Genomic DNA, 22,024 nt, shown 5'->3' with positions numbered 1-22,024 from the left:
GGGGTCAGTTGAGTCGGTAAAGGCGTCGGGCATTGTCATGGAACAGCGCCAGCCGATCAGTCAGAGGACGGTCGCGGACGATTGTCTTGAAGCCGTCGAGAATCTCGCTCATGCCGTTGACCACGCCATCGACCGGGTAATTGGTGGCAAACGCGCAGCGACTGACACCGAAAATCGATATCGCGTCGTTCACTACAACGCGGTTCGCCTCGACGGGCCATGGCTCGCCGGGGATGCAGATGCCGGAAATCTTCAGCGCGACGTTCGGCTCGCGAGCCAGTAATCCAAGGTTGTTGCGCCAACCCGCCAGGCCTTGTGCCGAACGATCCGATGGCAACGCCGTGTGGTTGACAACGATGGTCACGTCGGGAAAGTCCCTGGCCAGTTCGGCCGCTTCCGGCAGATGCCACCAGGACGCCTGCAACTCGAAATGCAGGCCGTTTTCTGCCAACAGGGCGTAGCCGTCCCGCCAACGGGCGTCGCGCATGGAGCCCGGTGCGGCAAAATTCTCGTGCCACGCTTCAAGACTGGTCACAGTTGGTTTGTGGCGGATGCCTCGCACCAGTGGATGCTGCGCGTATTGGCGCAACAGCGCGGGGGCGTCTTCGCGGTCAAGCCAGGCCTGGGCGACCATGGCTGCCAGCGTCGGTTCGTCCTTGACCAGGGACTCGACGAAATGCACTTCGTCGAGCGGCGTGGCCGGGTCCCATTCGCCCTCGATCAGCACGGTCTGGACAATCCGGTGCTGGCCGCTCAGGCGGCGATAGTCCTGAGGCAAGAAGTTGCGGCAAATCGACGAATAGTCGCCATAACGGAATGGGCGCAATGGGCGGTCGTTCAGCCACGGGTAGTAATGCGCCTGCATGTCGAAGTAGTGCTGGTGTGCGTCGACGATGGGCAAGTCCGCGTCGTCGCCGCTGGCGAGAAAACGTGCGCGCCAGTCGATGGCGTGTTGCTCATTCATGCGCGGTCTCCAGGCGATAGAAACGTTGTGCGTTACCGGCGAACACTGCTTCCTGAACGTTGCGGCCCAGCGGCGCGAGCATCGCCGCCACGCCATCGGCAATGGTGTCGTAAGAGGCGCGCAACCCGGCAACCGGAAAATTGCTGGCGAACATGCAGCGCTCGGGGCCGAAAATCTCCAGTGCGTTGAGCACCACGACGCGGTTGTCCTCAAAGCGCCACGGTGAATCCTTGAGGCCGAACTCCGACAGCTTGATATGCACGTTGGGCTGCATGGCCAGTGCTTCCAGGCCTTTGCGCCAGCGCGCCATGCCTTCGGGGCTGCGGTCCCAGGCGAAACCCGTGTGGTTCAGGGCGATCTGTATGTGCGGGAACATCGCCGCCACTGCGGCGGCTTCCACCAGGTGCCACGGCGGCACGCGCAAGTCCCACGACAGGTTGTAGCGGGCCAACAGCGAAAAACCCTCCAGCCATTTCGAGTCTTGCATCGTGCCGGGGGCGCCGGCAATCGAGACGTCCGGCGAAACCGACGTCAGCGGTTTTGAGCGGATGCCCCGGACCAACGGCCGGGCGGCCTGCGCTGCAAGAATCTCGGCGCTGTCTTCGCGATCGAACCAGGCGTGGGCGACGATGGCGTTGGGAAAACCGTAGCGGACATTCACCTGTTCCAGCCAAAGCGTCTCGGCGATTTGCTCGTCGCGGGCACGTTCGGCCTCGACATGCACGGTGCCGATCAACCGTTGTTTTTGCGTCAGGGCGAGGAAATGCTCGGGTAGGAAATCGCGGCGCAGCGAGTGGTAGTCACCAAGGAAAAACTCCTCATGATATTCCTCCTGCAGCCAGGGATAGCGACCGGCGCCGAGGTCCCACAGATGATGATGGGCATCGACGATCGGCAGCGCATCTTCGGCGGCGAAGTTCGGCAAACCGTTGCGTTCATGCAAGGTGATCATGGCGACGTTCCCGGACTCAGCGCGAAGCGGTCAGGCGCGCAGGGCTGAGCGCGCCGTCATCGATTTCGCCAGCCTCGGCCGCCGCAGCCTTGGCCTGCACGCGGCTGCGCAGCTTGGCGACGTTGACCACCACCCGCGTATGCGCCGCCGTTGCCACCAGTTCCACGTCGTCGCGCACTTCGACGTTGAACGTCACGCTGCGCCCCTCAACCCGAGTCACCGTGGCGACAATGCTCACCGACATGCCCATCAGCGTCGCGCCAACGTGGCGGATATCGACCGCCGCGCCGACGGTGTTTTCACCCTCGTCGAGGAATGTCAGCAGGTAGTCGAGACAAGCCTGTTCGATGTCATCCACCAGGCGCGGGGTGGCGTAGATGCGCAGGTCCTCGCCGAGAAACGAGATGGTGCGTGGCTGGTCGACGATCAGTCGGCGCTCGGTGGTGGCACCGGTTTCCAGTGTGGAGAAATTCATAAGCAACCTCGTGTTTGAGTGCCGACAGTCGCGGTGGCGACCGTCGGCGGGGAGTCAAAAAGTGAGTCAGGACGGCAGGAAACCAATCGAAATCCAGGGCACGGCAATCAGCACGCCCAGGGCTACCACCAGCGCCCCGAGGTATGGCCAGACCCGGCGCATGGCACCACTCGGGTCGACCTTGGCGATGGCGCAAGCCGCGTAGAAACCGACGCCGAACGGCGGTGCGAACAGGCCCAGGCCCATGGCGAAGATCGCGACCATGGCGTAGTGCACATCGTTGATGCCCATGGTCTTGGCAATCGGGAACAGCAACGGCCCGAACAGCACGATGGCCGGGATGCCTTCGAGGAAACTGCCAAGCAGGATGAACGCCACCGCGGAGATGATCAGGAAGCCCATCGCGCCACCCGGCACGGTGGACATCACCTGCGCCAGTTGATGGGAGAACCCCGACTGGGTCAGTGCCCAGGCCATGGCGGTGGCGCTGCCGATGATGATCAGGATTGCGCCGGACAGCGACGCGGTGCTGACCAGGATCGGATACAGGCGTTTCCAGTCAAAGCAGCGGTAGCACAGCAAGCCGACGATGAAGGTGTAGGCCACGCCGATGGCGGCCACTTCGGTCGCGGTTGCGACGCCTTCGACCACGGCGGTGCGGATCACGAAGGGCAGGGCCAGCGCCGGTAATGCGACCAGCAGCGAGTGGCCGATTTCCTTGGCGGTAGCGCGTTGGCCGGTGGAGGCATCGCGTTTGCGGTTTTTCCACCAGACCACGGCGGCCATGGCAATCGCACCCACCACGGCGGGCATGAAACCGCCGGTGAACAGCGCGGAAATCGACACGCCGGTGACCGAACCAATGGTGATCAGCACCAGGCTTGGAGGAATGGTTTCCGACATCGCCCCGGAGGCATTGAGCATCGCCACCAGTTCGTTTTCATCCTCGCCGCGTTTCTTCATTTCCGGAAACAGCGCCGGCGCGATGGCGGCCATGTCGGCGGCCTTCGAGCCGGAAATCCCGGAGATCAGGTAAATCGCGCCGATCAACACATACGACAAACCACCGCGCACATGGCCGATCAATGAGCATAGGAAACGGATCATCGCCCGGGCCATGCCCATGGCTTCGATCAGCGCGCCGAGGAACACGAACAACGGAATCGCCAGCAGGATCAGACTGGCCATGCCTTCGTCCATGCGGCCGACCACCAGGGTCAGCGGTGTGCTGGTCATGGTCGACAGGTACGCCACGGTGGCCAGGCCGAACGCAACCATGATCGGCACGCCGATGACGATCATGCCCATCACGCCGATCATGAAGAACACGATCAGGTTCCAGTTGCCCATCAGCAACAGCGTGCCTTCACCGGCCCACAACAACGCGGCCAGCGAGCCGAGCATGGCCACTGACACGGTGAAGTCGATCAGTCGCGCGCTGGTCAACAGCCGTGCGACGCAGGTCAGCAGCATCAGGCTCAGGCCGACGGCGATGGCCGACACGCGAAAGGCGTTGGGGATTTCCAGGGCGGCGGTGGTGATGATCCACTCGTCGCTGACGAACTCCCAGGCCGGCGAGAACAGCATGACGATGAAGGTGATGACGATTACCGCGCCGAAGGTGTCGACGAAGGCGCGTTTTTCCGCCGGTAGCCGGCCGATGAACGAGGTCAGGCGCATGTGCTCGCCGCGTCGCATCGCCACCACCGAGCCAAGCATCGCCAGCCACAGAAACAGCAACGACGCCATTTCGTCGCCCCAGACGATCGGCTGGTTGAGCACGTAGCGAGAGAACACGTTGCAGAACAGCAACGTGACTTCGAGGATCACCAGCAGCGCGGCGCTGCCCTCGGTCGCCCAGCGCAGGCCGGTATCGAGGGCGCGGCCAAGACGCAGCGCGGCGTGGCGTGGGCTGAGTCCGTCAGCGGGGGAAACATCCGTCATAGGCATTTCGTTTTTCATGACCTTGACTCCGGCTTAGGACAATTGACCCGCGTACTGCTCAAGCAAGCCCCAGGCTTCGTCGCCGTACTTTTGTTTCCATTGGGTGTAGAAGCCTTTCTTTTGCAGTTCGGTGCGGAACAGCGAGCGATCGACCTTGTTGAAGGTGACGCCGTGGGCGGTCAGCGAGGGTTCGAGGCTGGCATTCAGGTCGATCACTTGTTGACGCTGGACCAGCGCGGCGGCGTTGATCTGCCGGGAGACGATTTCCTGTACGTCGGCGGGCAGTTTCGGGAAGGTCTTGCCTGAGCCGAGAATCCAGAAACCGCCCCAGATGTGGTCGGTCAGCGAGCAGTATTTCTGCACTTCGTAGAAGCGCGCCGACTCGACCACCACGAGCGGGTTTTCCTGGCCGTCGACGACCTTGGTCTGCAACGCCGAGTAGGTTTCGTTGATGCTGATCCCCGTCGGCGCGGCGCCGAGGGCGCTGAACATTGAGGTCCACAACGGGCTGACCAAGACGCGCAATTTGAAACCGGCGAGGTCTTCCGGGGTGTTGATCGGGCGGGTCGAGCTGGTGATCTGGCGGAAACCGTTGTTCCAGACTTTCTCCATCGGGATCAGGCCGACCTTGGTGGTCTGGGCGCGCACGTAATCGCCCAGTTTTCCATCCAGTGCGGCCCAAACGCTTTCGTAGTCCTTGAAGGCGAACGGCATGCTTTCAATCGACATGGCCGGCACCAGCGTGGAGAGAATCGCTCCGGGCAGGGGAATGAAGTCCACTGCACCGGCGCGCACCTGGGACAGCATGTCGGTGTCGCCGCCCATGGAGGCGTTGGCGTACACCTGCAAATCGACGGCGCCGTTGGTTTCGGCCTTGATCGCCTCGGACGCGGCCTTCATCTGTTTGTTCAGCGGATGGGTGTCGGGCAGGCTGCTGCTGTAGCGCAAGACGATCGGTTTTGTGGCGGCAAACACGCCACCGGTGGGCAGCAGGCTGGCGGCAAAGGCACCGCCCACGGTGACGCCAGCAGAGACCAGGAATGATCGGCGGCTGACGGCTTCGGTCAAGATACGGCTCATGATGGTTACCTTTTTGTTTTTGTTGTTGTTCTACTTGTGGGAGCGAGCTTGCTCGCGATGGTCGTCAACGATTACGCGTGTTTTCTGGATGAACGCGGCAGTTTCAGGTTCATCGCGAGCGAGCTCGCTCCTGCAGGGTGGTGTTCAGCTTGGTGGATCAAAGGGTCAATGCCAGCACCGACTTGCTGCGAATCAGGTCGTCGATTTCGTCATCGGCGTAACCACTTTCCTTGAGCACTTCGCGGGTGTGCTCGCCGAGCAGCGGTGCCGGGCGGCTGGTTTGTGGCGGGGCGTTGTCCATGTCGGAGAAGTGGATCGGCAGGCCCATGCCGCGAACGCGACCTTCAGTCGGGTGCTCGGTTTCCACCACCATGCCCCGGGCTTTTGTTTGTGGATGGGCGAGGGCGGCGGCGATGTCCAGTACCGGACCGGCAGGCAGGCCGAGGCTGTCGAACAGCACCATCCATTCATCGGTGGTGCGCGCGACCAGCACTTCGTTGAGGATTTCCACCAGTGCCAAGCGGTGCTGCATACGCAGGGCGTTGCTGGCGAAACGCGGGTCGGCTTTCAGTTGCGGCACGGCGAGGGCTTCGACCAGCCGTTCGTAGTTGGCCTGGTTGGCGGCGCCGATGTTGATCCAGCCATCGGCGGTGCGGAATACCTGATACGGCGCGCTGGTGGAGTTGGCCGAGCCCATTTTCGGCAGGATGGTGCCATCGGCGAAGTACGCGGCTGCGGGCCAGAACATCTGTTGCAGGCCGGCTTCGAACAACGAGGTGTCGACCATTTGCCCCAACCCGGTTTTCTGTTTGGCAGCGTAGGCCGCGCAAATCCCGAGGGCGGCGAGGATGCCGGAGTTGATGTCGGCCACTGGCGAACCAGCCTTGACCGGCTCACGCCCGGCTTCACCGGTCATGCTCATCATGCCGCTCATGCCTTGGGCGATCAGGTCGAAACCACCCTTGTCGCCGAACGGGCCGCTGCGGCCGTAGCCAGAGATCGCGCAGTAGATCAGCCCTGGATTGAGGGTTTTCAGCGTGTCGTAACCCAGGCCGAATTTTTCCATGGTGCCGGCGCGATAGTTTTCCGTGACCACGTCAGCGTCCATCAGCAAGCGGCGCAACACGTCGCGGCCGCCGTCGGTCTTCAGGTTCAGGCCGATGCCGCGCTTGTTGCGGTTGACCACCATGAACGAAGCGGATTCGCCGCTGGCCATGATCGGCGAGAAGCGTCGCGAGTCATCGCCGTCGGGCACTTTCTCGACCTTGACTACGTCGGCACCCATGTCGGCCAGCATCATTCCGCACACCGGGCCGGACATGATGTGAGCCAGTTCTACCACGCGCATTCCTGTCAGCGGTCCCATGTTATTTCCCCTTGAATTGTGGTTTGGCTTTCGCGATGAAAGCGTTGAGGCCGATCTGGAAGTCTTCGGTGTCGTAGCAGAAGTAGCTGTGGTCGACCTGTTGGGCGGTGGGTGCCTGGCCGGCTTCAAGCTGACGGGCAGCCTGACGGTGCCAGCGCGCTACCAGCGGCGCGCCATTGGCGATGCGTTTGGCGGTGGCGAGGGTTTCGGCCTCGACTTCGGCATCGGCGACGACGCGGGTCACGAGGTTTTTCACGTAAGCGTCCTGGGCATCAAGGATCCGGCCTTCGAGAAGGATTTCCAGGGTGGTCGAACGCCCGGCCAGCGCGACCAGTCCGGCCATTTCGTCATAGGACATGACCAGACCGAGCTTGCCGACCGGGGCGCCGAAGCGGCTGGACGTGCCGCAGATACGCAGGTCGCACAGCGCCGCAATCTCCAGGCCGCCGCCGACGCACACGCCGTGGATCATCGCGATCACCGGGTGCACGCAATCGGCAACCGCGCGCATGGCCATCGAGGTGACTTCGGCATACGTCCGTGCTTGAGCGGCGTTGGCGCGCACGCTGGGGAACTCGCCGACATCGGCACCGGCAGCGAAGGCTTGTTCGCCTTCACCGCGCAATATCACGCAGCGTATGGACGAGTCGGCCGACAGCTCGGTCATGACGTCGCCCAGGTCCTGCCACATGGACAGGTTCAGGGCGTTCATTTTTCCGGGATTGCTGAGGGTGACGATGGCAAGCGTGTCTTGCCGTTCTATAAGGACGGTGGGCTTCATGGTTGTTCTGCCATCGCCGGTTCCGCGTGAACCCGGCGATGCGGCGGCCTCCTGAATTTTTATTGTTGGATAGCTGTAGGGTGCAGCGATGCGTTAAAGCGACTGCCTGAGCATCGTCAGGTAGTCCGCGCTGGATGCCTCGCGGGGGTTGGTCTTGTGGCTGTGGTCGTGCAGCGCGCCCTCGACGATGTGCTCGAACAGGCTTTCGTCGACACCGATTTCGCTGAGACGGGTGGGCAGGCCCAGGCGGCGGGTCATGTCTTCAATGGCCGAGCCGATGTTGGCGTCGGCCGCAAGGCCCATGGCGTGGCGCAGGCGCTCAAGTTTTTGTTCGTCGCGCACGGTGGGCGCGTTGGCGTTGAAGTCGACGACCGCCGGCAGGAAGATCGCGTTCAAGGTGCCGTGGTGCAGCTTCGGATTGATCCCGCCCAAGGCATGGGAAAGGCTGTGCACGCAGCCCAGGCCTTTCTGGAATGCCAGCGCGCCCTGCATCGACGCACTCATCATGTTCATCCGCGCTTCGCGGTCACCGGGTTCGGCGGTGGCGCGTTCGATATGACCCCAGGCACGCCACAGACCGTCGAGAGCTATACCGTCCGCCGCCGGGTTGAAGGCAGGCGCCATGAAGGTTTCGATGCAGTGGGCAATGGCGTCCATGCCGGTGGCGGCCGTCAGCATCGCTGGCAGGCCGAGGGTCAGTTCCGGATCGCAGATGGCCACACGCGGCACCACGTACGGCGAGATGACGCCCACTTTGCGGCCGTCGTCGAGGATCAGGATGGCCCCGCGACCGACTTCGCTGCCGGTGCCGGCGGTGGTCGGAATTGCGATCAGCGGCGCGGTGGCCGAGGTGATGCGGTCCAGTCCGCCTTCAATCACCGCAAAGCTTTGCAGCGGACCTTCATGCGTCGCGCAAACCGCCACGCCCTTGGCCAGATCGATGGAAGAACCGCCGCCAACCGCGATGATGCCGTTGCACTCGCCCAGGCGGTATTGCGCGACGGCTTCACGCACGGCGTGTTCGTTCGGGTTCGGTGGGGTGGCGTCGAAAATCGTGTAGGGACGGTTGGCGCCGAGGGCGGCGATGACCTTGTCGACGATGCCGGCATTGCGCACGCCCAGGTCGGTGACGATCAGCGGACGGGTGATGTTGGCGCGGTCGGCTTCGGCGGCCAGATGTTCCAGGCTGTCATAGCCGAACTGGATTTTGGTGACGTAATTGATGAGGGACATGGTTCACCACAAGTTATACAGGATTGTTATTGTTGCAATCGGCCTGTAGTTGCAGCGCTGCTGAACGCTGGCCAAACCCATTGCATTGCCTGACTGTGGAGCGGACTATAGGGCCGACGTATTGCCCCCGATACTGACAACTTTCGATACCTCTATAACTTTTAGTTAACCCTGATGACGCCCTCACTCAACTCGATCATGTCCCGTTTGCACATCAAGCAGCTGCGTCTTTTGATAGCGCTTGATGAACACGGCTCCCTGCTGGGCGCGGCCAGGCAGGTGGCGCTGACCCAGCCCGGCGCCAGCAAGGCATTGCAGGAAATCGAAACCACGTTCGGCACTTCACTGTTCACCCGGACTAACCGCGGGCTAGAGCCAAACGACGCCGGACGCTCGGTGATTCGTTACGCGCGACTGATCCAGACTGACCTCGCTCACTTGCGCGAAGAGATCATCGGCATCATGAGCGGCGAGGGCGGACGGGTGTCGGTGGGCACCATCATGGGCGCGGTGCCGCTGCTGACCACGGCGATCAGCCGGGTGATTGCCGACAACCCGAAGATGTCCATCGAGATCGTCGAAGACACCAGCGCCGCCTTATTAAGCCAACTCGACGCCGGCCGCCTTGATCTGGCGATCTGCCGCACGACTGTCAGCAGCACACCTTACCTGTACGAAAGCGCATCATTCGTTGAAGAAACCCTGGCGGTGATCGCCAGCACCCAGCATCCGTTCGCCTATGCCAGGAAGCTGTCGTTGAAGGATCTGGTGGATTACCGCTGGGTGGTCTACCGCGCGAACATGCCGATGCGTCTGTTATTGGAGCGCGAATTTCACGAGGCTGACTTGCGGTTCCCGGTGCATCTGCTGGAAACCACCTCGGCGTTCGCGACGTTGTCGTTGTTGCAGGAAAACCCGTCGCTGGTGGCGCTGGTCTCGACGGATGTGGCGAAATTCTGTTCCGGTTACGGCTTTACCACCACGCTGCCCCTGCCGATTACCTCGCGCAGCGAGCCGTACGAGTTAGTTTCGCGCAAAGGCGTGCCGGATTCACCGGCGGCCAGGCTGTTGCGTCAGGCGTTGCTGAATCTGGGTTGAGCTGCTCCGCACCCTTGTGGGAGCGAGCTTGCTCGCGATAGCGGAATATCATTCGACATTTTCGGCGACTGACACGCCCTCATCGCGAGCAAGCTCGCTCCTACTGGGGTACTCGACGTTACATAAATTGTCGTTCCAGCCCATCGCGGGATAGCCGTTTGTCAGGCGTATCGGTATGCTCTGCCGGCTGCCTGAATGCCAATGATTAACAACCACAGTGAAACCATGAGCCAATCAGAATCGCGTGCGAATGTTCTAGCGCTTTATCCGGAAGACTCCCGCGAGGCAGCGGCGTTGCTCAAGCAAGCCGTTCCACTGATGGTTCGCCATAATATTCCGCCCAATCCGGTGCATTACGCGCTGTGGTACACCTACAGCAAAGGCCAGGATCCGGAACTCAATCGTCATCTGGACCGGGTTGTCCGGGACTTCGACGGTTGCCCGCCAGAGTCGGCGACCAGGCTTTTTCGCGAGTACATCATTCGTGACGAGCTGGAAGATGCCCGCGCCGAGCAGCAGCAAGTCATCAGCCTGGTGGATGGTATGGAACGCGACGTTTCGCGCAGCGTGAAGGGCAGCCAGAACTTCCAGAACCGTCTCGGGCAGTGCCTGGAAATGCTCGACGAGCCAGTCAGCGATCGCTTGCCGGGCATTCTCAATGAGCTGCAACAGAGCACTCGGCTGATGCAGAGCCAGCAGGAACAATTCCTCGGCCAGTTGCAGTCTGCGCAAAACGAAATCAAGACCCTGCGCGACAAACTCGAACGCGCCCAACTGGCCGCGACACTCGATGGCCTGACCGAACTGCTCAACCGCACAGCGTTCACGCGGTTGCTGGAGCAGGCGTTGGGCAAAGGCTCCCGACGTGTAGCGCTAGTGATGCTGGACATCGACCACTTCAAGCAATTCAACGATCAGTACGGTCACCCGTTGGGCGACCGGGTGTTGCAGCATGTCGGCCAGGTGTTGCGCGGCGCGCTGGTGCCCAATGCCTTTGCCGGGCGTTACGGCGGCGAGGAGTTTTGCGTGGTGCTTGAAAACTGCGTTGATCTCGACAGTGCCTGCGCCTTCGCCGAGCAGCTGCGGTTGAAGGTCCAGTCATTGCGGATCAAGGCGCGGGGAACCGACACCGTGCTGGATACGATCACCGCGTCTTTCGGCGTCGCCTTCGTTCAACCCGGCGACAACCTGGAAAGCCTGTTGACCCGTGCCGATGACGGCCTGTACCAGGCCAAGCGCAACGGGCGTAACCAGGTGTTCGCCATGCACAAAGGCCCGGCATCAGTGGCGTGAACCACGCCGGGCCTGCGTTGGCGCTTACTGACCGTCCACGCTACGCGGCAGCCCGAGCGGATTGAGGTCGCGCAATGCCTCGGGCAGCAACGCATCCGGGAAACCCTGATAGGTAATCGGGCGCAGGAAGCGTTCGATGGAGGTCATGCCCACCGAGGTGAAGCGGCTGTCCGACGAGGCCGGGAACGGTCCGCCGTGGATGGTCGCGAAGGACACTTCCTGGGGATGCGCAAAAGCGTTGACCACGATGCGTCCGGTCCGCCGCTCCAAAACTGGCAGCACATGCCGGGCCAATTCCAGATCACCGTCCTCAAGATGCAGGGTTGCGCTGAGCTGGCCGCGAAACGCGCGGGCAACCGCGAGCAGCTCAGCCTCATCCTTGACCTTCAATAGCAGCGCTGCCGGACCGAACACTTCGTGCGCCAGTGCCGGTTCGTTGAGGACGCGCTGGCCGTCGACTTCCAGCAAGGCTGACTGGCCCTGTAGATCTGCCGTCGCGACCGAACCTTCGACGACAGCTTTTGCCCCGGCGCTGTGCAACTGGTCCAGACCGCTGAGGTAAGCCGCATGAATCCCCGGCGTCAGCATCGGACGCGCCGGTGCATCGCTCACGCGCTTGATCATCGCGCCGCGTAACGCTTCAAACCCGGTACCTTCAATCGCAATCAGGATCGCCGGTTTGAGGCAGGCCTGGCCGACGTTGACCAGCATGCGTTCGGCAAATCCATCACCGATCTGCGCACCGCGTGCGGCCAGTGCCTGGGGCAAGATGAACGTGGGGTTGACGCTGGTCATCTCGGTAAACACCGGGATCGGATCCGGGCGCCGTTGCGCACGCCGATACAGCGCCATGCCGCCTTGCTCGGAACCGGTGAACGTCACGGCCTTGATCAGCGGATGATCAACCAGCGCTTCGCCAATCGTGTTGTCGCCGCCACGCACCATAGAGAACACGCCTTCGGGAAAGCCGCTTTCCTGCACGGCTTTACGGATGGCCCGCGCCTGAATTTCCGAGGCGCCGGGGTGAGCGTTATGCGCCTTGACGATCACCGTCGCGCCCGCCGCCAGCGCAGAGGCGACATCGCCGCCGGCCACCGAGTAACTGATGGGGAAATTGCTCGCGCCGAAAACAGTCACCGGGCCGATGGCGATTTTTTGCAGGCGATGATCCATGCGTGGTCGTGGTTGACGATCAGGCTGTGCCGGATCGATGGCCAGTTGCAGGAACCGTCCTTTGCGCACCACATCGGCGAACTGGCGAAACTGGGTGGCGGCCTTCGCCGCTTCGCCCTGAAGCTGTGCCTCGGGCAGACCCGTTTCCAGCGCGGCCCGTGCAGCAAGCTCCGGGGTCACGGCATCGAGATTGGCGGCGATGCGCTCAAGGAATGCCGCACGTTCCGCCAGTGAGGTATGGCTGTAATGGTCGAACGCTTCGTCGGCGAGGTTCGCCGCCATGTCCACTTGCGCGCCGCCGCCGAAAGCGAAGTCGGGCTCGATGAGTTGGTTGGTCGCGGGATTGAGCGCTTTCATCGTCCCTTCGCTCGCGGGGACTTCTTTGGCGCCGATCAACAGGTTTCCGGTCAGTTTCATTGTGTGTTCACTGCTTAAGGGTGGCGATGAGTTGCTCGGTGGTCACGATCGAATGCGCGTAGGTCGGGCCGTTCAGTTCGTGGGCGGCGTGCATCATTTCCGGTTTGAACGCGGCGGTGGCATCGCGCACCAGGGTGACGTGGTAGCCGAGTTCCTGGGCGTAACGGGCGGTGGCCTCGATGCAGGTATTGGCCAGCAGGCCGACGATGATCACGTGGGTGATGCCTTTCTGCTTGAGGCGAAAATCCAGGTCGGTGTTGGCAAAGCCGCTCGAACCCCAATGCTCCTGGACGATAGTGTCGCCTTCCTGCGGGGCGAAATCGGGATGCCATTCGCCGCCCCATTCGCCCCGTGCGAAGTGGTGCATGTGCTGGATCTTGCATTGGGTGGGGCTCGGGTGATCCCAGTTTTCGTAGTCGCCGTGTTCCCAGCGACGGTGCGGTACGATGACCACCGGAATGTCGAGGGCGCGGACAGTGCGATCCAGCGTGCGCAGGTTATCGAGCAGGCCGACTTGTTCGGCAATGGGCTTGAGCAGGGGGAAGATCTTGCCGCCTTCGGACAGGAAATCGTTGTAGGGATCGACCAGCAGGTAGGCAGTTCGATCGAGCGGGTAGGCTGCGTTGGACATGACGAATTCTCCAGGAGTTTTGACTGACCTTTGCCAGGGCTTGCCCCGGCATCGTGTTGATATGATAATCATAGTAACTAGGAAAGAGGCAAGCTCGCATGGCGGTAAAGAAGAATAGTCCCGAAACTTTGTGCCCGATTGCACGGGCCGAAGACATCGTCGGCGATCGCTGGACCGTGCTGGTTTTGCGTGAGTTGTTCATGCGCAACCATCGATATGACGAGATCCAGGCGCAGACCGGCGGAACCCCGCAGATGATCGCTACGCGTCTCAAAAGCCTGGAGGCGGACGACATGATTGAGCGCCGCGCCTACAGTGAGCGACCGCCGCGTTACGAGTACCACCTCACCGCCAAAGGGCAGGCGTTTTACTCGGTGGTGTTGGCGTTGCGTGCCTGGGGGGAAACCTGGTGCAAATCCGAAGGGGAAGGGTTGGCAGTGCGCTATACCCACCAGACGTGCAGGCATCACGCCGGACTCGGACCGCTGTGCGAGCATTGCGGCGAGTTGCTGCGCCGGGAAGAGCTGATCAGCGAGCCTGCGCCGGCTTACGCCGAGGAACGTAAGGCACGCCGTGAAGCGTTCAAGGGCAAGCGCGGGGCCGAGCCGATCGAAAACCCTGAGCAATAAGGATTTTTACTATTCGTTCGAGTAATAGTGACCATCACCGATCACAAGTTCTGTTGCTTGCGGGAAACAAGGAAAATCGCGCCCATCTAAACGCTTCTACCGGAACCGGCGCGATGAAAAATTTTACTCGACTGGCCCTTTTCGCACCCTTGCTGTTGGCAGGTTGTGCGTCAACGCCAAACGACCCGACGTTGACCTTGCAGACGAAAAAAGCACCTGAGGATTACGCGCAGTGCGTACTGCCGAAACTGCATGAAGGCGCACTGCATACCACCGTTTCGGAAACCCAGCGCAGCTACCGTATCGTGGTTACGAGCAAGGTCGCTGCCAACGATGTACTCGAAGCCTACAAGGGCAAGGTGTTCCTGTATGAGCGCACCTTATTGGCCTCGACATTCGGACCTTCCAGGCTTGAACGCGCCGCGCAGGAATGCCTTTGATGGGTGTCTAGCCGGCGCGTTTGCGCCGCATCGGTACACCTGAAACAAGTGTGCCGTTGTTGATTGTCGTCCCGGGCTTCTTCCCTCCGTTTTCAAAACTGATCGTACGTTCAATTGTGTTGCGTCGGGGGCGTTTGCCTCGATATAGTGGCCAAATAATATCAATTATAAATCACCTGCCAGCAGGGCTGCGGCACTCTCGTTTTTGCGTGGTCTGTTGCTGGTTGACGAATCGCACCTTCGAGAATGTTCATGCCTAATCGCTCACTGCACTTCAAGTTGTTCTGGACGGCGCTGATTGGCACCGTCGTCGTCATGGCGCTGCTGTTGGGGTCCATCGCCTATATCGCTTATGGCTCGTCGGTCAAAGAGACCTTTGCCCTGGTCGACACCATCGTCAAGGCCAATGCCAAGGAAGTCGAAGTCGAACTCAGTGTCGGTTTTACCGTGGCCGAATCCCTGGCCGGTGTCGCCACCGCGATGCAGCAACAACAGGTCGATCGCAAGACCGCTGATGCCCTGACACGTCAACTGTTCGAAGCCAATCCCAAGTTGTTGGGCCTTGGGCAGTACTGGGAACCGAACGCTTTCGATGGCAAGGACAGTGAGTTTGCCAATCAACCGAACACTGATGCCACGGGTCGTTACCTGACTTACTGGAACCGTGCCAGTGGCTCGGTGAAGTCCGAGGCGTTGAGCGGTTACGAGCCGGAAAATGCCGACAACCAGTATTACTACCGACCGCTGCATACGCGTCAGCCGTGGGCTTCCGAACCCTATGCCTACAGTATCGGCAGTGGGCAGAAGGTGATGCTGGTGTCGATCATGGTGCCGCTGTTGCAAGGTGGCAAAGCCCTGGGTGTGGCGGGGGTCGATATTCCGCTGGAAAGCATCAACCGCCAACTCGCGACCATTGACGCATTCAAAGGCTACGGCGCGCTGATCTCCAGCGATGGCCTGTACGCCAGCCATCCAGATGCCAAGCGTTTAGCCCAGCCTGCCGACGAATTGCCGGCCGCTGCGAAGGACGCGATCAAGGCCGGCCAGCCCTACAGTTTCGAGCACGATGGGTGGGGCTATGTGCTGCAACCGGTGCACATCGGCAAGTCGCCGAACAATTGGGCGTTGATGGTCGCTTATCCGCTGGCTGAAGCCATGGCCGGGATCAATCATTTCCTCTACACCGCCGTGATTATCGGACTGGTCGCGTTGCTGGTCCTGGCCATCGTGCTGTGGCATTTGCTGGCGTGGCAGATTCGTCCGTTGTCAGGCCTGACGGTTGGCATTCAGGCGTGGGGTGGCGAGTTGGGGTTGCGTTTCGAACAGCGCAGCGGCGATGAAACCGGCAAATTGGCCGGGGCGTTCAACCAGTTCATTCAGCGCCTTGGCGATCTGGTGGGCTCGATCCGTCACAGCAGCACGGCGCTGATGCAGATTTCCAATCATCTGGGCGATACCACGCAAGCCGTCGCTGAACGCGCGACTTCGCAACACACCGCCACCGAAGAAATGGCCAGCGGCGTGACGGCACTGGCGCACTCGGTGACCGAGATGTCCCAGCAAGCCGAAGACGTGGAGCAACTGGCACGCAACACTGAAGTGTTGACCAAGAACATTTCCGGGGACATGAGCCAAACTCTCGCAGGCATCACCCACATCGACCAGACCATGGACGTGGTGGCCGGCGCGGTGGGCGATCTGGAAAAACGCTCGCAACAGATCGCCGGGATCATCGCGGTGATTCGTAGCATCGCCGACCAGACCAACCTGCTGGCCCTCAACGCGGCGATTGAAGCGGCGCGGGCCGGGGAGCAGGGGCGTGGTTTTGCCGTGGTGGCCGATGAAGTGCGGCAACTGGCGGAGCGCACCAGTCGCTCGACCGGTGAAATCGGCGAGATGATCGGCGCCATCGGTTCGGACGTGCGCAACACCGTGGCCAACGTTCAGCAGGTCGGCGAAGCGGTGCGCCAGGGTGTGGTGCAACTGACCACTTCGGCCCAGGGCGTGGATCAGATCCGTCAGCATGCCCAGGATATTCTGACGCGCATCAGCGAAGTCGCCCGTCAGACGCAAAGCCAGGCTGCTACCGGCGAGCAACTGTCGGTGGCGATCCAGGGCGTCAGCCGCATCTCCGAACAGAACGATCACGCGATCCGCAGCCTGCTTGAACAGTCGGTGCAACTGCGTGATCAGGCTGGGTCGCTGAGCCAGCAATTGACGCAATTCCGCGATTGACCTGAACCTGTGGGAGCCTGATCGCTCCCACAGGTATTTTACTTTCGCGCCGCCGTGCTGCTGCGTAACGTCAATTCAAACGGCAACACCACATGCCGCTGCGCCAGCGGCTTCTTCTCGATCAGTGCAATCAACATCTCGACGGCTTTCTGGCCGAAGACTTCGGCCGGTTGCGCGATGGTCGTCAGCGGTGGATCGCAGTACGCCGCGAAGGGGATGTCGTCGAACCCCACCAGCGAAATATCCTCCGGTACGCGCAAACCCAGTTGCTTGATGTGCTTCAACGCACCGATGGCCATCTCATCGTTTTCGCAAAACAGTGCCGTTGGACGTTCGGCGAGTTTCAGCATCGCCGCCGCGCCGTCATAACCGGCCTTCAGGCTGAAGTCACCGTGACAGATCAGGACCGGGTCGCTGGCAATACCGGCGTGCTGCAAGGCGTCCTGATAACCGGCCACGCGATCGCGGGTCAGCGGGCTGCTTTTCGGGCCTTTGATCAGGCCGATGCGACGGTGGCCGAGTTCGATCAGGTGTTCGGTCATGGCCTTGGCGGCGGCGCGGTTGTCGAGGCTGATGGTCGGATGGCGACCGCCCTGAATCACCTCGCAGGCGTTGACGATGGGCGGTAGTTCAGCGCTGGGGAAGGGCGCTTCGAACGGATCGTAGGCGCGCAACTGGATCACGCCGTCGGCCTGATGGTTGTACACCAGCTCGGCGAATTCCCGTTCGATTTCCTCGCGACCCTGGGTGTCGCACAGCAGCAAGCGATAGTTGGCAGCCTGTGCAGCTTGTTGTGCGCCGCTAATGACCCGGGCGAAAAAGGTGTTGGCAATGGCCGGCACCAGAATCACCAGGTTGCCGGTCCTGCGCGAGCGGAATTGCACCGCCATCAGGTTCGGGCGATAGCCTGCTTGCTCCACGGCGGCGTTGACCTTGTCGCGGGTTTCGGGGAGCACGCGCTCGGGCGACTTCAGCGTTCGGGACACAGTGGCCACCGAGACACCGGCGAGCCGGGCTACTTCACGGATATTGGACAAGACCACCTCGTTATCGAACAGCGCGGCCGGCGAGCTTACCGCAGGTCGACGCTGCCCTGAAATGTTCGTGGATGTTAATCCGGGGTTTGACAGCACCCCGAACTGAGCCTAAATTTCCGCCACGATGTAACCGGTTACATCATGACCGGATTCCAGTCCAGATAGAGAAAAAATGCAATGAACGCTGTCGTGCCAAAAGTAAGAATGGGATTTGTCGGAGGTGGCGAAGGGGCCTTCATCGCCCAGGCTCATCGTCAAGCCGCAGGGCTCGATGGTCGCTTCGAACTGGTGTGCGGCGCATTCAGCCGTGATGCTCAAAACAACCAGAGCACCGGCGCAGCGCTGGGCTTGCCGGCATCACGCTGCTACAGCGACTGGCGGCAAATGATCGAAGCCGAGCGCGCCTTGCCCACCGAGCAGCGCATGGAGTTGGTGGTCATCGTCACTCCCAATCATCTGCATGCGCCGGTGGCCAGCGAAGCGCTGAACGCCGGTTTTCATGTGTTCAGCGAGAAACCTGCTGCGCTGAATCTGGGCGAGTTGCTGGCCCTGAAAGAGGTAGTCGAGCGCAGCAATTGTCTCTACGGCCTGGCCCACACCTATCTGGGTTACCCGATGGTCTGGCAGGCGCAGGAGATGGTGCGCAGCGGCGTGATTGGCGCGGTGCGCAAGGTGATCGTCGAGTACCCCCAGGGCTGGCTCAGTCAGGACGTGGCCGGGCAGGGCAACAAGCAGGCCGCATGGCGTGATTTGCCCGAGCAGTCCGGGTTGGGCGGTTGCATCGGTGACATTGGCACCCATGCCTTTTCCCTCGCCGAGTTTGTCGCGGATCAACCGATCAAACAGTTGTGCGCCATGTTGGGCGTGCACATCGATGGCCGGCAGTTGGACGATGACGCCTCGATGCTGTTCAAGATGGCGGATGGCGCAAGTGGTGTGTTGATCGCCAGCCAGGTCTGCGCAGGTGAAGAGAACCCGCTGAAAATCCGTGTCTACGGCGACAAGGGTGGGTTGGAGTGGCGTCAGGAGGAGCCCGCCAGCCTGATCCACCGCGCCCTCGATCAACCCATGCGTGTCTTGCGTTCCGGCGTCGGCCAGCCGTGGTTGTGTGAGGCCGCCAGCCAGCGCATGCGTCTGCCCGCCGGGCACCCCGAAGGCTATCTCGAAGCCATGGCCAATCTTTACGGCGACTTTGCCAACGCGATTCGCGCTGACGTTGCTGGCCCTGATGCGCCCGGCGTGCCGGGCATCGGCGTCGGTCTGCGTGGCATGGCATTCATCGAAACGGTCATCGCCAACCATCGCGGCGACGCCAAGTGGACCGAACTGGTCTGCACCCCATGACCCTGGAGACTTCCGTGACCGATACCTCTCAAACCTCAACCGGTATGCGCGGCCCGGGGATTTTCCTCGCGCAGTTCATGTCCGCCGAAGCGCCGTTCGACACCTTGGCCAACATCGCCCGCTGGGCAGCCTCCCAAGGCTACAAGGCCATTCAGTTGCCGACGCTGGGAACGCAATTCATCGACCTTGCGCGTGCCGCCGAAAGCCAGGATTACTGCGACGAATTGAAAGCCGTCTGCGCCGAGGCCGGTGTCGAGATCAGCGAACTGTCGACCCATCTGCAAGGCCAATTGGTGGCGGTGCATCCGGCGTTCGACACACTGTTCGACGACTTCGCGCCGGAGCATTTGCGCGGAAAGCCTGAGGCGCGCACTGCATGGGCCATCGATCAGTTGAAACTGGCCGCGCGCGCCAGTCATCGCCTGGGCTTGAAGGCTCACGCGACATTTTCCGGGGCGCTGCTCTGGCCCTACATGTACCCGTGGCCGCAGCGTCCGGCCGGTTTGGTCGAGCAGGGTTTCGCCGAACTGGCCAAGCGCTGGTTGCCGATTCTCGATTGCTTCGAAGCGGCCGGTGTCGACCTGTGCTACGAAATTCACCCCGGCGAAGACCTGCATGACGGCGCCTCGTTCGAGCGTTTTCTCGAGGCGGTCGATCACCATCCCCGCGCCGCCATCCTTTACGACCCGAGTCATCTGTTGCTGCAGCAGATGGACTATCTGGGTTTCATCGACCGCTACCACGACCGCATCCGCATGTTCCACGTCAAGGATGCCGAGTTCCGCCCGGACGCGCGTTCCGGTGTGTATGGCGGCTATCAAGGCTGGGTCGAGCGGCCGGGGCGTTTCCGCTCACTGGGCGATGGCCAGATCGACTTCAAATCGATCTTCAGCAAACTGACCCAGTACGACTTCGCCGGTTGGGCCGTGCTGGAGTGGGAATGCTGCCTGAAGGACTCCGCACAGGGCGCCGCCGAAGGTGCTGCGTTTATCGAGCGGCACATGATCACCAAGACCCGCAAGGCCTTCGATGATTTCGTCAGCGTGTCGTCCGACGAACAATTCAATCGACGGTTGCTGGGCTTGCCCGACGCCTGATCGCTTCGAACACTCGCAAAAAACAACAATAAGACGGTGACTGTTATGACCACGATGACCGCGCGATTAAGCGCAATGATGTTCCTGCAGTTCTTTATCTGGGGTGGCTGGTTCGTCACCCTCGGTACGTTCCTCGCCAGCAACCTGGGCGCCAGTGGCGGGCAGATCGGCATGGCGTTTTCGACCCAGTCCTGGGGCGCGATCATTGCCCCTTTCGTGATTGGTTTGATCGCTGACCGTTTCTTCAACGCCGAACGGATCCTCGCGGTGTTGCATCTGGTGGGCGCGGTGTTGCTGTATCAACTCTATCGCGCGCCGGACTTCAGCACTTTTTACCCATTCGTGCTGGCCTACATGATGATTTACATGCCGACCCTGGCGCTGGTGAACTCGGTCGCGTTTCGCCAGATGAGCGACCCTGCACTAGAGTTCTCGCGCATTCGCGTGTGGGGCACCATTGGCTGGATCGTGGCCGGTGTAGTGATCAGTTTTGTGTTCGCTTGGGATTCCCAAGCGGCGATTTCCTCCGGCGGGTTGCGCAACACATTCCTGATGTCGGCCATTGCCTCGCTGCTGCTGGGGCTCTATAGCTTCACTTTGCCACGCACCGCGCCACTGAAGCCGGAAGCGGGGCGTGTCGGCCTCAAGCAAATGTTGGGGCTGGATGCGCTGGGATTGCTCAAGGATCGCAGTTATCTGGTGTTCTTCATCGCCTCGATTCTGATCTGCATCCCACTGGCATTTTATTACCAGAACGCCAACCCGTTCCTGGCGGAAATCGGCGTGACCAATCCCACGGCGAAGATGGCCATCGGGCAGGTGTCTGAAGTGCTGTTCATGCTGCTTCTGCCACTGTTCATCCACCGTTTCGGCATCAAGCTTGCGCTTTTGGTGGGCATGCTCGCGTGGGCGTTGCGCTACCTGTTGTTCGCCTACGGCAACAATGGCGACCTGGCGTTCATGCTGTTCACCGGCATCGCCTTGCACGGCATCTGCTACGACTTTTTCTTCGTCTCGGGGCAGATCTATACCGACGCCAAGGCTTCGGAACGCTTCAGAAGTTCGGCTCAGGGTTTGATCACCTTGGCGACTTACGGCTTGGGCATGCTGATCGGATTCTGGGTGGCGGGGCAGGTGACCGATCACTACGCCGCGACAGCCGGCAGCCACGACTGGAAGCACATCTGGCTGTTCCCGGCAGGTTTTGCGTTGGTGATCTTTTTCTGTTTCTCCCTGGCGTTCAAGGGCCGGGAAGCGGCGGTGGTGCAGACATCGCCTTGACCCTGTAGGAGGGAGCCTGCTCGCGAAAAGCGCCCAGACAACGCGTTCATTCAGACAGCGCGTTATCGTTGGCGACCATCGCGAGCAGGCTCGCTCCCACAATGGCTACAAGCAAGTCGTCGGCTGAAGGCTTGTAATGATTATGGACGTAATATATTGTCTGCGCAAATGCCTCGTGGACACTATCTGGCGGGCCTGACTCATGAAAAGAAATGAACTGCGCAACATCGACCTGAACCTGCTGGTGGTGTTCGAAGCCCTGTTCCAGGAGCGCAACGTCACCCGGGCGGCGCACAAGCTTGCGCTGAAACAACCGGCAGTCAGTAATGCCCTCAGCCGCTTGCGCGGTCTGTTCAACGATCCCTTGTTCACGCGCACGGGCCGGACGATGGAGCCGACACCCCGCGCGTTGTGGGTTGCGCAGCTTCTGGGACCGGCGCTGGATTCGGTGTGTCATGCGCTCGCCGATACGCGGGCATAAGCGGGACAAATCCCTTTTTTTGTCCTTATACATGACGCTCATCATTAATAGTAATAGCCAAGTTCACTCAATT

Annotated in this window: 19 protein-coding genes and 2 pseudogenes; 10 read left to right on the top strand and 11 right to left on the bottom strand. The window is 61.2% G+C overall.

Annotation, left to right across the window (positions count from 1 at the left end; translation table 11 throughout):
* Positions 1-4: 4 nt before the first annotated feature.
* From ACM110_RS03575 to ACM110_RS03540, 8 genes are all read right to left on the bottom strand, one after another.
* A complete protein-coding gene (locus ACM110_RS03575) occupies positions 5-964 on the bottom strand; it encodes an amidohydrolase family protein (protein WP_416126596.1) in 960 nt (319 codons plus the stop codon).
* Entirely contained in the window at positions 957-1,916 is a 960-nt protein-coding gene (locus tag ACM110_RS03570) for an amidohydrolase family protein (protein ID WP_416126595.1), read from the bottom strand. The genes ACM110_RS03575 and ACM110_RS03570 overlap by 8 nt, the downstream gene beginning before the upstream one ends.
* Before the next feature lie 16 nt (positions 1,917-1,932).
* Positions 1,933-2,391 (bottom strand): thioesterase family protein, encoded by a 459-nt coding sequence (locus ACM110_RS03565; RefSeq protein ID WP_416126594.1) that lies wholly within the window; start codon positions 2,389-2,391, stop codon positions 1,933-1,935.
* 66 nt (positions 2,392-2,457) lie between these two features.
* Positions 2,458-4,353 (bottom strand): TRAP transporter large permease subunit, encoded by a 1,896-nt coding sequence (locus ACM110_RS03560; protein ID WP_416126593.1) that lies wholly within the window; start codon positions 4,351-4,353, stop codon positions 2,458-2,460.
* 15 nt (positions 4,354-4,368) lie between these two features.
* Positions 4,369-5,415, bottom strand: coding sequence for a TRAP transporter substrate-binding protein (locus ACM110_RS03555; protein WP_416126592.1), 1,047 nt, complete (start codon positions 5,413-5,415; stop codon positions 4,369-4,371).
* Between the two features lie 157 nt (positions 5,416-5,572).
* Positions 5,573-6,781, bottom strand: coding sequence for a CaiB/BaiF CoA transferase family protein (locus ACM110_RS03550; RefSeq protein ID WP_416126591.1), 1,209 nt, complete (start codon positions 6,779-6,781; stop codon positions 5,573-5,575).
* Between the two features lies 1 nt (position 6,782).
* Positions 6,783-7,562, bottom strand: coding sequence for an enoyl-CoA hydratase-related protein (locus ACM110_RS03545; RefSeq protein WP_416126590.1), 780 nt, complete (start codon positions 7,560-7,562; stop codon positions 6,783-6,785).
* A gap of 93 nt (positions 7,563-7,655) precedes the next feature.
* The gene (locus ACM110_RS03540; RefSeq protein WP_338581253.1) at positions 7,656-8,795 is read right to left on the bottom strand and encodes an iron-containing alcohol dehydrogenase; all 1,140 of its coding nucleotides are present in this window, start codon (positions 8,793-8,795) and stop codon (positions 7,656-7,658) included.
* A 174-nt stretch (positions 8,796-8,969) separates the two neighbouring features.
* Between ACM110_RS03540 and ACM110_RS03535 the strand changes: the two genes are divergently transcribed.
* Positions 8,970-9,893 carry a LysR family transcriptional regulator gene (locus ACM110_RS03535; RefSeq protein ID WP_416126589.1) on the top strand — a complete coding sequence of 308 codons (924 nt, stop codon included), beginning with the start codon at positions 8,970-8,972 and terminating at the stop codon, positions 9,891-9,893.
* Between the two features lie 225 nt (positions 9,894-10,118).
* Positions 10,119-11,186: a GGDEF domain-containing protein gene (locus ACM110_RS03530; RefSeq protein ID WP_416126588.1), complete on the top strand. Its 1,068-nt coding sequence runs from the start codon at positions 10,119-10,121 to the stop codon at positions 11,184-11,186.
* 24 nt (positions 11,187-11,210) lie between these two features.
* Here the strand turns inward: ACM110_RS03530 and ACM110_RS03525 are convergent, their stop codons facing one another.
* Both ACM110_RS03525 and ACM110_RS03520 read right to left on the bottom strand, forming a co-directional pair.
* Positions 11,211-12,776 carry an aldehyde dehydrogenase (NADP(+)) gene (locus ACM110_RS03525; RefSeq protein WP_416126587.1) on the bottom strand — a complete coding sequence of 522 codons (1,566 nt, stop codon included), beginning with the start codon at positions 12,774-12,776 and terminating at the stop codon, positions 11,211-11,213.
* A 7-nt stretch (positions 12,777-12,783) separates the two neighbouring features.
* On the bottom strand, positions 12,784-13,407 hold the full coding sequence (locus tag ACM110_RS03520) for an isochorismatase family cysteine hydrolase (RefSeq protein ID WP_416126586.1): 624 nt from the start codon (positions 13,405-13,407) through the stop codon (positions 12,784-12,786).
* A 98-nt stretch (positions 13,408-13,505) separates the two neighbouring features.
* Between ACM110_RS03520 and ACM110_RS03515 the strand changes: the two genes are divergently transcribed.
* The 4 genes and pseudogenes from ACM110_RS03515 to ACM110_RS03500 form a co-directional block, all read left to right on the top strand.
* A complete protein-coding gene (locus ACM110_RS03515) occupies positions 13,506-14,036 on the top strand; it encodes a winged helix-turn-helix transcriptional regulator (protein ID WP_416126585.1) in 531 nt (176 codons plus the stop codon).
* A 113-nt stretch (positions 14,037-14,149) separates the two neighbouring features.
* Positions 14,150-14,476, top strand: a complete 327-nt coding sequence (locus tag ACM110_RS03510) for a hypothetical protein (RefSeq protein ID WP_338581247.1) — start codon at positions 14,150-14,152, stop codon at positions 14,474-14,476.
* 246 nt (positions 14,477-14,722) lie between these two features.
* Positions 14,723-15,850 (top strand): annotated as a pseudogene (locus ACM110_RS03505) (cache domain-containing protein); the annotation flags it as partial.
* 324 nt (positions 15,851-16,174) lie between these two features.
* Positions 16,175-16,711, top strand: a pseudogene (locus ACM110_RS03500) (methyl-accepting chemotaxis protein); the annotation flags it as partial.
* A 38-nt stretch (positions 16,712-16,749) separates the two neighbouring features.
* Here the strand turns inward: ACM110_RS03500 and ACM110_RS03495 are convergent.
* Entirely contained in the window at positions 16,750-17,748 is a 999-nt protein-coding gene (locus tag ACM110_RS03495; protein ID WP_416126584.1) for a LacI family DNA-binding transcriptional regulator, read from the bottom strand.
* Positions 17,749-17,925: 177 nt separating this feature from the next.
* On the opposite strand from ACM110_RS03495, the gene ACM110_RS03490 reads away from it, so the two are divergent.
* The 4 genes from ACM110_RS03490 (at position 17,926) to ACM110_RS03475 (ending at position 21,951) form a co-directional block, all read left to right on the top strand.
* On the top strand, positions 17,926-19,092 hold the full coding sequence (locus ACM110_RS03490; RefSeq protein WP_416126583.1) for a Gfo/Idh/MocA family protein: 1,167 nt from the start codon (positions 17,926-17,928) through the stop codon (positions 19,090-19,092).
* Between the two features lie 44 nt (positions 19,093-19,136).
* A complete protein-coding gene (locus ACM110_RS03485) occupies positions 19,137-20,189 on the top strand; it encodes a sugar phosphate isomerase/epimerase family protein (protein ID WP_416126762.1) in 1,053 nt (350 codons plus the stop codon).
* A 45-nt stretch (positions 20,190-20,234) separates the two neighbouring features.
* Positions 20,235-21,470, top strand: coding sequence for a nucleoside permease (locus tag ACM110_RS03480; RefSeq protein ID WP_416126582.1), 1,236 nt, complete (start codon positions 20,235-20,237; stop codon positions 21,468-21,470).
* Positions 21,471-21,672: 202 nt separating this feature from the next.
* Positions 21,673-21,951 (top strand): LysR family transcriptional regulator, encoded by a 279-nt coding sequence (locus ACM110_RS03475; RefSeq protein WP_416126581.1) that lies wholly within the window; start codon positions 21,673-21,675, stop codon positions 21,949-21,951.
* Positions 21,952-22,024 lie beyond the last annotated feature (73 nt).

Source organism: Pseudomonas sp. NFX98 (assembly GCF_047784845.1).
GTDB lineage: Bacteria > Pseudomonadota > Gammaproteobacteria > Pseudomonadales > Pseudomonadaceae > Aquipseudomonas.
The sequence above is the reverse complement of the archived record's forward strand: the minus strand, read 5'-3'. Positions and strand labels throughout refer to the sequence as shown.